The organism is Parachlamydia sp. AcF125, from assembly GCF_018342475.1.
Classification (GTDB): Bacteria; Chlamydiota; Chlamydiia; order Chlamydiales; family Parachlamydiaceae; genus Parachlamydia.
The window spans coordinates 295,619-308,950 of record NZ_JAEMUD010000001.1 but is presented as its reverse complement, the minus strand read 5'-3'; the positions used below and the strand labels follow the sequence as shown (position 1 = coordinate 308,950).

Here is a 13,332-nt window from a genome sequence, read left to right as displayed (position 1 = left end):
TGATATTTTAAGAAGCGTATTCAATAGCTTGCTCAGGGGACATTTTTTGATCCGAAGAAAGCATCAGGGCATTTAAAAATGCGGGTAAACATAATAAAGCAATCACAGCTAAAGCCTTAGCCGTGGCATCTTCCTCAAAGTATCCTGCTAAAAGCCCTCCGCCACCTGGTCCAATACTTTCCGATAAACAAAACGCAAGTCCCATCATAATGGCGCTGATAAGGCCTGGATGGGAAGGCATTAAACGGTGCCCCAGGGAAACAGAGAGCGGATTGATAATTCCGAATGCTGCTCCCATAAAAAACAATAAGGGTAAAACAAAAAAGGGAGGAAGTAAAGGGGTAAAATAGAATAGATAAAAAAGAAAGGCTCCACACATAATGGCGGTTAAAATCACAGCTTGAGCTGAGTATTTATCGGCCAAATATCCGCTTGGAATCATCATTAAGGCGCCACCCAACACAAAAAAGAAATGACCGCCTCCCATGCTGATCCATTCGGTATAACCTCTTGCAGCCAATGTGTCGGGTAAAAGAAAGATAATCCCCCAAAAAATAGAGCTGATGCAGACTTGGCAAAAATAAAGAGAGACAAGCTCGCGCGATGAAAGAAATTTTCGCACGCCCTCCCAGTTCACCGAATGTTTGTTATTTGCCGCTAAAGTAGGGGGAGCTGCGAAAGGAAAAAACGCAATTAAACAGATAAGAAGAGCAAGGGGCATAAATAAATAAGCTGTATTTCCTTCAAAAGCGTGGTAGCAAGAGGAAAATACCAATTGGCTTGCTGCCAATCCGATGGCTCCTCCTGAAGCGAAAATCGCCACAAATAAACTTTTGCGTTTATCTGTCAACATTCCCGTGTGGCTCGCGGCGGCCGGGTGAAAAGCTCCCGATCCTAAACAGGTTAGTAAATAGAGAAGAAAAAGGAGAAAGTGTCCTTCTACATGCGGAAAAAATAGGCTGGCGGCCGTGCAAAGTAATCCGCTACAAATTAATAACTTGCGGTATCCCTTATCGCTTAGCATGCCAAAAAAGATCTGCATCCCTTCCCCAATAAAGGCGCAAGCTGCCGTAATAAAACCCGCTACCGCTAAGTCCATTTGGACAATCGTTTTGTAAATAGGCCAAATCCCAATCATCGTATCGACAAGAAGATGGGATAACCAAAGGAATCCAACTGTTCCATAAAGGTGTATTTTTTTCGGGGCAAAAAAAGGCATAAAGTATAAAAGGTGAGTCGTTTTTGAATTTTCTAGCGCACCTACTATACCAAAAAAAGTGTGTTTTCGAAAAGAATATTTTAATCTATGGAAAGTTTGCCCGGGGGAGGGAAAGAGAGCTTAAGCAAATGAGCATAAGGAAATTGAACCTCCTCCTGAATTGATTTTTATTAGAAGGGGGTTCAAATTCTTAGGCTAAATTAGGTTTTAGAGGAGTTGGTCAACGCTCCTTTTAAGGCAACCACAATGGCCCCTCCTAGAAAGATCCCTGGTGCAGCGACAAAAAAGGCGAAGATTGTTCCTGCTAGGATTAGACTGCTGGCAGCCCCGTATTCCTCGATTTCTTGCTTAATCGACTTGAGAAAGGTTGAAATCTCCTCCGCATAGTAGGCACCCGCAACCAAGCCAACAAGAATGCCCCCATAAAATGAATCAAAAAAACTCCAAATAATCCCGCTTAATAGGAGAACATAGGCGGCTGTATCCCGGGTATTTTTCTTTGCAAACCCAAACACGGAATCTAATTTATTTTTTTCATGGTTGGGTAGCTCTTTTGGTTCTTTTTCGGGTTCTTGAGAAGTTGGATCGGGGGGAGTTTCAGGAGACATATATCCTCTCTTGTTAAATTTAAATTTGATATATAAATGAAACGCCGAATGTAGGCAATCTTTATTTGACAGAATCTTTAATTCTGTTGCATTAATGTTACTGATGTTTCAATATGAAGGGGTATAGCTTTCTCCCTGAGAAATGTCTATAGCAATTGTAAAAAGATTTAAGCCAATAAATGCCTGCAGGCATTACATAAAAGGTTAAGTTAGAGGCATGATTAAGCAGTGGATCTCATGGATTAACTTGGCTTTGATTGGATTTGGAATATTTTTGATTCTTCTTTCACTTTGGTTTTTATTTTCGCGTCCTTCCCACATCCCCTTCGTAGAAGTGCAAGAGCCAAAGACAACATTGCCAAAAAGAACATTTACTTCATCCGAGCAGGCCTATGCGGATGTAGAGAACCATTTGCTGCGTTTGAACTTTATTCCCATGACTATTCAATTGCCGGATCTAAAGCGCTTTCTCATTTATTATGGTAAAAATGGAAGACCTGATGCTCAAAAGGAGACCCTTTTACATTTTGGATGGAATGGAAGCAAAGAAACAGCGGCAATCGAGGCGGATCAAAAGCTTTTCCTAGTTTATGATCGCGCCACTTCTCCTGGAAAATACACTTTTAGTCCCCATAACGCCCCCACTCCTTTATGGATTGAAGCGCGAGACAACGGAGATGAGGCTGTTATTCGAGTCGGGATGGTGGATGACAAAGGAACGCTTGTGCGTGAACCTGCGCCTAACTTACAATTTTCATTAAAAAGTCGCGAGTTCGCTCGTACACTTGGAAAGTGGGAAATTGGAAATCAAAGAGTAGATGGCACGTTGTTAGCCCGTCAAAAAGCCCGCTGGTTTGGAAAGGATAAATTTTTTGAAAGGCATGGTGGCGAAGAATACCAAGATTTCATGGGAAAAGAGCGTATTGATTTTGGTGAACCCCCCGCCGGTTATTCGATTTATGCAAAGGTGGGGGATATCTTTATTTGGGATAGCGCTAGCAACCGATGGAAAGCAGTAAAACCGGGAAAAGATTCTTTAGGGCATCCTTTATTGGTCGTTAAGCAAGTTGATGATCGTTTAATGAAGCTGGAAGTATGGGATGCTGAAGGAAAAGGCGTTCTTCCTTTGAATCTTTTAAAATCCACCGAACCAAGAGGGGGAGCCCAAAATTTTGAAAAAAAATTTAAATTTTTAGGTGCGCGGACACGTTCCCAGTTTGTTTTTGAAATTGACGGGGAGAGATTTTTATTAAGCCCCTATGACTGGCTATTGCAAACAGATGGGGTCTGGAAAAAGTTAACCACAGCACAAGAAATTGATGATTATGTTGATCGGAAAACAATAGGTCCGCTATTTGTATTCGATGGCCTCAAAAAAACGGGCGATCAACAAGCCTTAATGGGAGCCGTATTTAACTCGACTAGAAGTGATTTTCAACCCGTAGAACTTTTCATCCAACAAACAGGTGGAAGTTGTGCAAAAGAGGATGCCCATAAGCTTAAAGATGAAGCGCCTCCAAAAAATATAAAGCCTCGAAGGCCTGCCGAAAAGAGACACCCAGGCATAAAAACAGAAGAAAATGAGACCCCAAGTTCATCTGCAGAATAAGCGGAAGATCTCATACTTAAGATAAATGGTGAAATGTGAAATTCAATACCTATACTCAACTTTTTATTCTATTTGCCTTACTTTTTAATGCGGTTGCATTGCAAGGACAAACCATCGCTGAAAAAAAACAGGGGATCATAAGTGAAGGGGATCTCACTCCACGCATGCAAAAGTTTTTAGGGGAGGTGAATAAAGAGCTCATCGAATGGCATAAACTTTTAGACAGTTATTATGCTGAGGTCTACCGTTTGTACGAAGAAGGGGCTCCTGAGCAAAGTTTTAAAGCATTATTGGGAGAAATCAACTCTATAAAAGCTAACATTCGCGATCTGGAAAATAGTTGGCGGGAATTAGCTTCGGTTAGTGAAGAAACCGAAGGATATGCGCTTTGGCATCATCCGGAGGCTACGGTAGGGCAGTTGGTCATGGATTATGGATCGCCAGACTATGTGTATTTAATGACACCCGACATCGCTTCCTTAAAATTGAGTGTCAATTCCAACCTTCCGGTTCCCCGCTCATCCTGGGGAGAAATGTTAGAATTGATTCTGAATTACAACGGATTAGGTTCCAAAATTTTGAACCCTTATCTGCGCCAGCTTGTTGTAATAAAAGACGATCACTCTAATTTGCAACTGATCACTCGAGATCGCTTTGAGCTAGAATTTGTTCCAACTTGTGCGCGTGTTTGCTTTGTATTGTCACCTCAACCTTCAGAAGTTAAACGGATGTGGTACTTTTTGGATAAATTTACCAATCCCCACAATACGACTTTGCAAATGGTGGGTCGAGATATTTTGATCATTGCTCAAGTATCTGAAGTACAGGAACTTTTAAAGATTTACGATTTCGTGCTGGCAAATCGAGGAGATAAAGAATACAAAGTTGTGCCTTTATATGGGGTGGAAGCCGAAGAAATAGCTAAAATTATTGGAACAATTTTTGATCAACTCGTGGAAACCACCAAAACAACCCCAAAGCCTTCTCTATCGGGAAAAGGCCCCTTAATTAAGCAAAATCCGGAGCCCATAGATGCGAGTGGAGGCTCAAACGGGTTGAAAGTCATTCCCCTTTCCCAAATTGCTCAAGCTGTTTTTTTGGTGGGAACGAAAGAAGAAATTCAAAAAGCAGAGTCCATCATTAAAGAGGTTGAAAGCCAAGTTGGGGAATCCCGTACAAAAACGATTTTTTGGTATACAACCAAGCATTCGGATCCACATGAACTTGCAGATGTTTTGCAAAGGGTTTATGAACTCATGGTGCAAACCGGCACAGGATACGAGGAGCGGACGTCGCCAGAAGAAGTTGCTTCACAGGCCGCTGCGACGGCAGCTCCACTTGGAGCAACGACGCCACCCTTATATGATGGGTCCTCACCCTTAGCACCCAAGCCTTTAGTGCCCAAATTATATGATTATGGGTATTTTCTCGATGATACTTATCTGGTAGAGCCTAATCCGACGCGCCGGCGATGGGAAAAAGAGCGAGAAAACAAAGGAAACAATACCCACCATAATTTTATTGTAGACGATAAAACTGGAGCAATCGTCATGGTGGTTGAGGCGGACATTTTGCCGAAATTAAAAGATTTGCTCAAAAAGCTCGATGTGCCCAAAAAGATGGTCCAAATTGAGGTGCTCTTATTTGAAAAGAGATTGAATCGAGATAACCAATTTGGGCTAAACCTGTTGCGCACAGGAAATACAGCCACAAATACGCATTCCACTTCTCTTCAATGGAATAACACTTCTCCGGTTGGCACAAGCGTGAGCCACCCTGAAAATGTAGGCGTTTTCGAATATTTGGTTAGCCGTGCCAAAACAGCAAGCGGAATTCCTGCTTATGATTTTGCTTATCGGTTCTTACTCTCCCAAGATGATATTCAAATCAATGCCAGTCCTTCTGTAGTGGCGATCAACCAAACCCCTGCAACGATCGAGATCGCCGAGGAAATTTCAGTTAGTACGGGGATTTTTGAAATTCCAACGGAAGGATCCGTTACTTTAAAAGATTCTTTTGCTAGAGCAAGGTATGGGATTAAAATTGAAATTGTGCCTACTATCCACGTCCGGGAAGAAACAAATAATCCGGATGATCCAGTAGATTATGTTACGTTAGAAACCGATATCCTATTTGAAACAATCAATCCATCGACTGTAAGCCGACCCGATGTGACACGCAGGCATATCACTAATCAGGTGCGCATTCCTGATCAACAAACGGTAATCATTGGGGGATTAAGGCGCAAAAATCTGAATGATTCCAAAGAAGCAATTCCTTTTTTAGGAGAGATTCCGGGGATTGGCAAATTATTTAGCATCACGCAGCTGTCAGACTCTGCCACTGAAATGTTTATCTTTATTACCCCTAAAATTATCACCGAGGCTGCCGAAGATTTTGAGCGAATTCGTTGCGAAGAAATGCAGCGGCGTCCAGGAGATGTGCCTGGATTTTTATGCCGCCTTATCAGTGCACAAGAAGCTGAGAAAAATCGAGTCTTTCAAGGATACTTAACGATGTTATTTGGAAGGGCTCCTGAGCGTTATATGCAGGATGGTATTCCTCGTGGTGAATATGATGGAAGATAACAAGGAAAAGTTTGACACTCCGAAAAAAGCGGCGTGGAAAGTCGCTCCTCAATCAGGCAAGGACCCTAATTTGGAATTGGCAGAGCAATTTAAGCTTCCCATTTACCCGGAACTTTCCCACCTTAAGCTATCTAGAGAATACTATAAAAAAGTTCCTTATTCTTTTGCTAAAAAAAATTTCGTTATTCCTATCCAAGAAGAAAAAGATGCGATATTGGTGGCAGTCGCGGATCCTTTAAATTTAGAACCTTTAGAAGAGCTGCGTTTGATGTTAAATGTGAATGTCAAACCGGTTTACAGCCCAAAAGATGTCATATTAGCTGCCATCAATGAATGTTATAACCAAGAATTTGGGGCGGCTTCACAGCTGATTGCTAATCTTGCCGATCAATCGGAAGATGGAAGGGGAGACGGGGAAGTTGAAGTGTATGACTTGCTCGACGATTCTCAAATGCAAGCCCCCATTGTGAAACTTTTAAATTTGATCCTCACCGAAGCGATTCAGCAAGGAGCTTCCGATATCCATTTTGAACCGCTTGAAGATGGCCTACGCGTGCGTTATCGGATCGATGGGATTTTACAAAACCGGCACTCGCCAGCGATTGAATTTCAAGCTCAACTTTTGACGCGTATCAAAGTGATGGCTAAATTGGATATTGCTGAACACCGTCTTCCGCAGGATGGGCGTATTAAACTGCGGATGGGAAGGAGAGAAATCGATTTTCGCGTGAGTACAGTTCCGATTGCAGGTGGAGAGCGCATTGTCTTGCGTATTCTTGATAAGGGGAATGTGATTTTAGGCTTAGATAAATTAGGAATGCTTCCTGTCGTCCTTGAGGAGTTTAAACGCTTAATTGCTTTGCCCGAAGGAATTGTTTTAGTCACAGGCCCAACGGGAAGTGGAAAAACCACTACCTTATACAGCGCCATTTTTGAGATGTATAGCGAAGAAACAAACATTATGACGATTGAGGATCCTGTTGAATATAATTTAAAAGGGATTGCTCAGATTGGCGTGCGTCATAAAATTAAATTGGATTTTGCCACAGGATTAAGGCACATTTTACGCCAAGATCCCGATATTATCATGATCGGGGAAATCCGAGATTTAGAAACGGCGGAGATTGCCATTCAAGCCTCTTTAACGGGGCATCTGGTGCTCAGCACTTTGCATACGAATGACGCCCCCTCCTCTATTACGCGCCTGGTCGATATGGGAATCGAGCCTTATCTGCTCTCTTCTACCGTGGTGGGGGTATGCGCCCAACGTTTAGTTCGCCGAATTTGTCCAGCGTGCAAAACTTCTTACAAGCCCACCGATAGAGAACTTGCCAGTCTTGGTTTGCAAAGAGACGATTTGACGGATGGCAATTTGTTCATAGGAGAAGGCTGCTCTGTTTGCTATGGAACGGGATATCGAGGTCGGCATGGGCTCTATGAGCTTATGTCTGTAAATAATGCGATTAAAAAGCAAATTGTTAAAAGTGCAGATGCGGTTGAAATGCGCGATGTGGCTCTCAATACAGGCATGATTGGGCTGTTGAATCATGGAGCCGAATTAGCTAAAAACGGAGTGACGACGAGTGCTGAAGTTTTACGAGCGGCGCGTGGATTGGAAGATTAGGAGTTTAAGCCATGCCCATGTATCAGTATCAAGCGTATAATGCTGCGGGGAAAAAAAAGAACGGCTATGTTGAAGCCCATAATGAGAAAGAAGCCAAAAGTAAGCTGCGTGATCAAGCCTTAATGATTGTGAAGCTTTCCTTAAAGGAAGCGGGATCATCAAGTAAACGGTTAAAAGGAGACGAACTTTTAGCTTTTACCTTTCAGCTTTCACAACTCCTTGGAGCAGGTGTTCCCCTGTATGAAGCTTTGATTGCAATCGAAGAGCACTATAGGAGCGAAGCTTTTCATTCTATTATTTTAAGTTTATGTGACCAAATTAAAGCTGGAACGCCCCTTTCTGAAGCGATGGAAAACTATCCAGATAGTTTCAATCGACTTTATTGTTCCATGGTACGGGCAGGAGAGTCTGTAGGGGCGCTTGATCTTGTACTCGAAAAACTTAGCTTTTTATTGAATAAACAGCAAAAATTGCGCAAAGAAATTGCCACAGCCATGATTTATCCGACTGTATTGGGATGTTTTGCGCTTTTGGTGATTTGCCTACTCTTAGGTTTTGTGGTTCCCTCCATCGAGGGGATCTTTGCTGACAAAAAACTCAATGGTTTTACCCATGCTGTTCTATCAGTTAGCCATTTTTTTCGAGATTACTGGTGGATTTATCTTCCCTTGTTGCTATTAATGATTTTTTTAATGGTGATTAAGCTGAAGGCCCCTTCTGGTAAAGCTTGGCTTGAGAGGCAGCTATTAACGCTGCCGGGAATAAAGAATTTAGTCATTCAAGCTGCCGTAGCCCGCTTTTGTCGTACCATGGCGACTCTCCAAAATGGGGGCGTTACCATGATAGACTCTCTACGTATTGCACGCGAAACGATGCGCAATGCGGTGCTTGAAGAAGAAATCAAGCGTGCTGAAACAAAAATAATTGAGGGAAGCTCTTTGAGTACCCAATTAATGCAATCTAAATATTTTCCGCATATGGTCTCTCGCATGCTAGCAGTGGGTGAAGATTCAGGGAGTAGTGTGATTATGATGAATAAAATCGCAGATATGTATGAAGAAGAGCTAGAAAAGACGCTATCTCGGGTAATGGCACTTGCTCAACCGATCATTTTAATTATAATGGGAACGGTCATAGGAACCGTCATGATGGCGGTGCTGTTGCCATTGACTGATGTAAGTTCATTTTCGATGTAACCTAAGGTGGTAAATATGAATTGTATAGTGAAAAATAAAAGACATGTCACTCTAATCGAGATGATGATTGTGATGTTCTTGATTGCTTTAATCACAGGAGTAGTAGCCTATAATTACCGAGGGGCTCTTGATGAGGGCAAAGTATTTAAAACAAAAGCGGGTATTGAAAGGCTGGAAACGGTTTTAAATCTTCAGGTTTCTGAAAATCCTAGGCTGCTCGATAATATTGAAACCAATTGGCAAGGCATTGTCGCAAAATCCCCCCTGGTGCAAAATCCAGCTGCTTTAACAAGGGACGGATGGGGAGAAGAATATAAGGTGAATGTGGAAAATGGGGTCATCAAGGTGCGCTCTGAGAAATTAGATCAGTATCACAAAACCTCTAAGTAGCCCAGCCAAGCATGCGCTTATCTGACAACTGCATGAAACGATTATCATATTTTACATTAGTTGAAGTGCTAATCGTTTTGGCAATTCTAAGTATTGTGACGGTAGCCATTGGAATTAATATTAACAAAGCTCTCGAAGAACAACGGTTTCGAACCGAAGTTGAGACAATTGTCAATGAATTACGCATCGCGCAAGATTTAATGCTCATTTTACAGGCGGACGTCACCGTCAAATTTTTGCAGGGGAATGATGGAATTACTTTTACTTTAGAGACAGAGAGTCAAGCCACCAGAAATTGGATGAATGAAATCCTTCGCGTAAAGCCTGTATTCAAAACCATACGTGGGATAAGCTTTAAAGATGAACTTGATCTCCCTGTTACTGAAGGTGCGATTAGCCTTCATTTTTTATCGAAAGGAACGATTATGAGTCGCGGCATTTTACGCCTTTCTAATTCATCGGATGCTGTAAATGTTCCCTCATGGGCTCAGGTGAGGGTTATTAACTTGTATGGATATCCGCATCCGATTGCCAGCTCTGCACCTTCATCCCATGACCCTATTTTTTTGCCGAATGAAGATAAAGCTATCGAAACGACAATCACTAGTCTGACAAGGCAAGAAATCGCGCAATTTAAGGAACAGAAAGAAGAGGAAGGAAGCACGGATGAAGAGCCATCAAACTAAAAAGGGGCGTAAACTGTGTTACAAAGTGTAAAAAGGCGTCATTTTTTACTCTTAGAAGTTTTGATTGCTTTTGCTTTGGTTGTGTTGTGTGTATTTCCTTTGATAGCGCCCCATTCCGCCATGTTGAGAAATCAAACCTCCTTTATTCGGAAAGTTGAATTAGACCATCTCGTTAATTTACTCTTTGGTCATCTTGTTGAGCAGCTGTATGCCAATAAAATCCCTTGGCAAGATCTGGAAAATGAAACCATTTTTCCTATCACTGAAGAATTATTAAAAGAGGCTGGTTTTACTGCTGAGCTGCCTTTTGAAGGGACATACACGTTTGTTGAAAAACAACGCAAGCCCAAAAAAGAGGATAATAAGTTTAATGAGTATGTGCTTTATATTTTCGAACTGAAGTTTGCTTTTCACCCCAAGGGAGAAAAGCCTACTCAAGATGAGCAAATTTACGCCTATCCATTCTTTTTAGCTCGAAATCTTACGGGAATGTCCCCTTTGCCTAAGGAGTAAAGATGTCTCGCAAGACTCAAATTCACCGAAAGTCTTTTGCTACCTTATTGGAAGTGTTGATCGCCTTAATTTTGACCGCTTTGATCCTGACAACCTTGAGTTTTTTCTATCAGCAAATCGATGCGATGAATCGTGCCTCTGAAAGATTGCAAGTGGAAAGCTTTTTTAAAAGGTTTTTACAATATCGGTTAACTCAAGTGTTACCCAAAAGCTTTTCATCAGGCGGGAATAAACGCAGTGCTTTTTATTTTTACACTACCTCATTTGCAGAAGGGGTATTTAAATCGGGAACGCAAAGTTTGGTCTTTGGCTTTGACAATGGTGTCAATTTGGATCCTGCCTTCGCCTCAGACGTATTAGGAAGGCTGTATGTGGATGGGGAAGGAAGATTGTGCTTAGGAATGTGGCCCTCTCCTGCTCGCTGGGAAGAAGAGGAATTCCCTCCCATGAAAAAGGAGGTGCTCTTTGAAAATGTGGCCATGTTAAAATTTCAATTCTTTATCCCGCCCGATAAGGGAACGTTAAAAGATGTAAAGGAAAAACCGGTTTCCCCAGATGGAAGAGTAAACATTCACCCTAGTCCTCCAGGAGCCTGGGTGGATGATTGGTTGCAAGAATACGACCAGCTTCCCGCCATTGTACGCCTTATCATGACCCTTGAAGGAGACAGGGAGCCTTTAGTTTATAGCTTCCCTTTACCAAATAGTAAAAATCCCCTCATTTATGATCATTAGGAAGAATTTTGAATATTTTACTCTTTGTGACAAGCCTTTTAATGCTTATGACTTTAATGACTTATGCGCGCTTAGAAAGTTATCGCAGCTTTGCAATTATTCAGTCTCAATTTGAATTTTATATGAAAAATTTAGAGCGTGAGGAGTATAAAAAGAGCGCTAAAAAATGGTATGAGGAGCATGTCGCCACAACTAAAGAACAAACCGAGGAAAACAAACAAAAAAAAAGCCGAGCAAGTTCCACGCTTCCGATTGCCTTATTTTTAAATAGAGAGGAACGAGAAAAAAAACAAGAACTGCATACTCAATTTGCTCTTATGGCTAAAAATCTGCTTTTCGCTCTATATGGCCACACTAAATTTTTCAAAGAAGCCTTGGAAGAAGATAGACGTTTTCTTGATCAATTATTAAAAGCCATTAGTCAATCTGTTGAAGATTTGCCAAGTAACCAGAAGATTAAAAATGCGGGTGATTTATCCACCCTTCCTTTAAAAGATCCCCACCTGCATGACATTTTTTATTTAATGTTAAAAGGGGGGACGGAGATTCCCGCAGAAGAAAAAGGAACCGTAGAGGTCAATGTTAGTTACCCCCCACTAGCTAAGTACCTCACTTTAAGTAATAAAACCCAAATTCGAGTTTTTCTCGCCTCAAAACCTCTCTTGATGGCTATTTTTGGTGAACCCACGCTCGTTGAGGAAATTTTGCGAAAGCGCGTGGAATTATACAAAGAGGTTAAAGCAGAGGATGGAATGAAAGTAGAGGAAGCCACGCAAATTTTCAAAGACTTATTCGAGAATAGGCGGCTTGGTGAAATCATATCGGAGGTCTTAGATTTCACCGTCTCTAAAAAGGATCCCCAACCTTATGAATAATAATCAGAAGTTAAATTTTGCCAAAAGAGAGTGAAATTTTCCTTCACTGCTTTTGAAAGAGGGCATTTTTATGAGTTTCCACCGCTTCCTCTAATTTGGCATGAATCCATTTCAGATTGCTTTGAAGGCATGTCTTAATTTCTACAGGGAGGTTTGGGTTGGAGAGAATAAGGTAGGAGGCTAATAAGGATTCTTGGTACCTTTCTGTCCAGTAAGCACAAAGGGAATATTCTAAAAGTAGACCATAGTTATACATCCACCGCTCGACAAAAAGGCTATCGGGTGGAGGACGGAGATGAAGGCCCAAGCAGGCAATTTGATAACCTTCAGGGTATTTTTCATTTCGCCGATAATAGCTTGCTAAACGGTATAAAGGTTCAAGGCGCGTAGGTCGATAAAAATAAGCATTTAGATAACCGTTTGTGACTATGTCAGGTTCTTTATTTAAAAGCTCTTGCAAGAGAGCAATCTGCAATTTAGACCAAAAAATTTCTTGATCCCATCCTCCCATCTTGATCCGTTGCTCGTAATAGGCAATCGCTTTTTCGTATTCCTTTGCATCTTTATAGGATTGGGCGAGATAAAAGACATAGCGGCTATTGTGGGGGTCTTCGGCTAAAGCGCTTTCTAAAATCTGCGCATCTTTTAAAAATTTTTGAGGGTCTTGGGAGCGAAAACCATCTGTATGCACAAAATTGGTTAATCCTTGCATTGTTTCGGAAGCGGAGGCTTGAGGGCATTCGACAGTTTCGTGTAAAACTCCTACCCATTTCCACTTTAGATGGTTATTAATGAGCTGAACTCGGGCGTAATGGGTGCCTGAATATTCAGTTGTGACGTAGTAAAAATCTTTATCGAGATGAGGAAATTTAAAATCGGGCGCATACAATAAAACTTCATCTGCATCGATGAATAAGAGATAGTCCCCCTTGCTTTGCGCAAGCTCAAGGGCCTCTGTGCGGTTATGCCCAAAGTTTTTCCAAGGGCGTTCGTGTAACTCTCCAGGAATATCCTTCATGAATGCTTGAATCATTTCTTGGGTGCCATCCGTTGAGCCCGTATCTACAATCACCCAGTAATCGATAAGGGGTTTTACAGAGGCAAGACAGCGTTGAATGACCGCGCTTTCATTCTTAACGATCATATTTAAACAGACGGTTTTCTTTTCATAAGAATCTGCGCTTACAAAAAAGTGCAAACTAAGAAAAACCAATAAAAAATAACTCCAGGATTTCGCAAACATTTTAAGCTCCTATCAAACGTGATGGGCTAAGTTTAAGGAGGATTTTG

Annotated in this window: 12 protein-coding genes; 9 read left to right on the top strand and 3 right to left on the bottom strand. The window is 41.7% G+C overall.

All coding sequences use genetic code 11. The features are described 5' to 3' along the window. Positions 1-7 precede the first annotated feature (7 nt). Together PARA125_RS01290 and PARA125_RS01285 are read right to left on the bottom strand one after the other, a co-directional pair. The gene (locus PARA125_RS01290) at positions 8-1,219 is read right to left on the bottom strand and encodes an MFS transporter (protein ID WP_213156924.1); all 1,212 of its coding nucleotides are present in this window, start codon (positions 1,217-1,219) and stop codon (positions 8-10) included. Between the two features lie 200 nt (positions 1,220-1,419). Next, positions 1,420-1,827 carry a hypothetical protein gene (locus PARA125_RS01285; protein ID WP_213156923.1) on the bottom strand — a complete coding sequence of 136 codons (408 nt, stop codon included), beginning with the start codon at positions 1,825-1,827 and terminating at the stop codon, positions 1,420-1,422. A 217-nt stretch (positions 1,828-2,044) separates the two neighbouring features. Here PARA125_RS01285 and PARA125_RS01280 point away from each other — a divergent pair, with 217 nt between their 5' ends. The 9 genes from PARA125_RS01280 to PARA125_RS01240 are packed head-to-tail and all read left to right on the top strand — an operon-like array spanning position 2,045 to position 12,042. Then, on the top strand, positions 2,045-3,436 hold the full coding sequence (locus tag PARA125_RS01280) for a hypothetical protein (protein WP_213156922.1): 1,392 nt from the start codon (positions 2,045-2,047) through the stop codon (positions 3,434-3,436). A 35-nt stretch (positions 3,437-3,471) separates the two neighbouring features. Next, positions 3,472-6,024: a secretin GspD/PilQ domain-containing protein gene (locus PARA125_RS10040; RefSeq protein WP_213156921.1), complete on the top strand. Its 2,553-nt coding sequence runs from the start codon at positions 3,472-3,474 to the stop codon at positions 6,022-6,024. Next, the gene (gene gspE / locus PARA125_RS01270) at positions 6,011-7,648 is read left to right on the top strand and encodes a type II secretion system ATPase GspE (RefSeq protein ID WP_249274175.1); all 1,638 of its coding nucleotides are present in this window, start codon (positions 6,011-6,013) and stop codon (positions 7,646-7,648) included. Before PARA125_RS10040 ends, gspE begins: the two co-directional genes overlap by 14 nt. Positions 7,649-7,659: 11 nt before the next feature. Then, entirely contained in the window at positions 7,660-8,844 is a 1,185-nt protein-coding gene (locus tag PARA125_RS01265; RefSeq protein WP_213156920.1) for a type II secretion system F family protein, read from the top strand. Between the two features lie 15 nt (positions 8,845-8,859). Continuing rightward, a complete protein-coding gene (locus tag PARA125_RS01260) occupies positions 8,860-9,234 on the top strand; it encodes a type II secretion system protein (RefSeq protein ID WP_213156919.1) in 375 nt (124 codons plus the stop codon). Between the two features lie 32 nt (positions 9,235-9,266). Then, positions 9,267-9,920, top strand: coding sequence for a pilus assembly FimT family protein (locus PARA125_RS01255; RefSeq protein WP_213156918.1), 654 nt, complete (start codon positions 9,267-9,269; stop codon positions 9,918-9,920). 15 nt (positions 9,921-9,935) lie between these two features. Then, on the top strand, positions 9,936-10,433 hold the full coding sequence (locus tag PARA125_RS01250) for a type IV pilus modification PilV family protein (RefSeq protein ID WP_213156917.1): 498 nt from the start codon (positions 9,936-9,938) through the stop codon (positions 10,431-10,433). Between the two features lie 2 nt (positions 10,434-10,435). Next, positions 10,436-11,167, top strand: coding sequence for a type II secretion system protein (locus tag PARA125_RS01245; protein WP_213156916.1), 732 nt, complete (start codon positions 10,436-10,438; stop codon positions 11,165-11,167). An 8-nt stretch (positions 11,168-11,175) separates the two neighbouring features. After that, complete coding sequence (locus PARA125_RS01240; RefSeq protein WP_249274105.1) at positions 11,176-12,042, top strand: hypothetical protein; 867 nt, start codon at positions 11,176-11,178, stop codon at positions 12,040-12,042. A gap of 43 nt (positions 12,043-12,085) precedes the next feature. On the opposite strand, the gene PARA125_RS01235 is transcribed toward PARA125_RS01240, so the two are convergent. Beyond that, the gene (locus PARA125_RS01235) at positions 12,086-13,285 is read right to left on the bottom strand and encodes a tetratricopeptide repeat-containing glycosyltransferase (RefSeq protein WP_213156915.1); all 1,200 of its coding nucleotides are present in this window, start codon (positions 13,283-13,285) and stop codon (positions 12,086-12,088) included. Positions 13,286-13,332: the final 47 nt, after the last annotated feature.

Bases quoted from the DNA above. Each gene is read 5' to 3' on its own strand.
- PARA125_RS01260 (WP_213156919.1), top strand. From the start codon at position 8,860: ATGAATTGTATAGTGAAAAATAAAAGACATGTCACTCTAATCGAGATG.
- PARA125_RS01280 (WP_213156922.1), top strand. From the start codon at position 2,045: ATGATTAAGCAGTGGATCTCATGGATTAACTTGGCTTTGATTGGATTT.
- PARA125_RS01235 (WP_213156915.1), bottom strand. From the start codon at position 13,285: ATGTTTGCGAAATCCTGGAGTTATTTTTTATTGGTTTTTCTTAGTTTG.
- PARA125_RS01265 (WP_213156920.1), top strand. From the start codon at position 7,660: ATGCCCATGTATCAGTATCAAGCGTATAATGCTGCGGGGAAAAAAAAG.
- PARA125_RS01290 (WP_213156924.1), bottom strand. From the start codon at position 1,219: ATGCCTTTTTTTGCCCCGAAAAAAATACACCTTTATGGAACAGTTGGA.
- gspE (WP_249274175.1), top strand. From the start codon at position 6,011: ATGATGGAAGATAACAAGGAAAAGTTTGACACTCCGAAAAAAGCGGCG.
- PARA125_RS01255 (WP_213156918.1), top strand. From the start codon at position 9,267: ATGAAACGATTATCATATTTTACATTAGTTGAAGTGCTAATCGTTTTG.
- PARA125_RS01245 (WP_213156916.1), top strand. From the start codon at position 10,436: ATGTCTCGCAAGACTCAAATTCACCGAAAGTCTTTTGCTACCTTATTG.
- PARA125_RS01285 (WP_213156923.1), bottom strand. From the start codon at position 1,827: ATGTCTCCTGAAACTCCCCCCGATCCAACTTCTCAAGAACCCGAAAAA.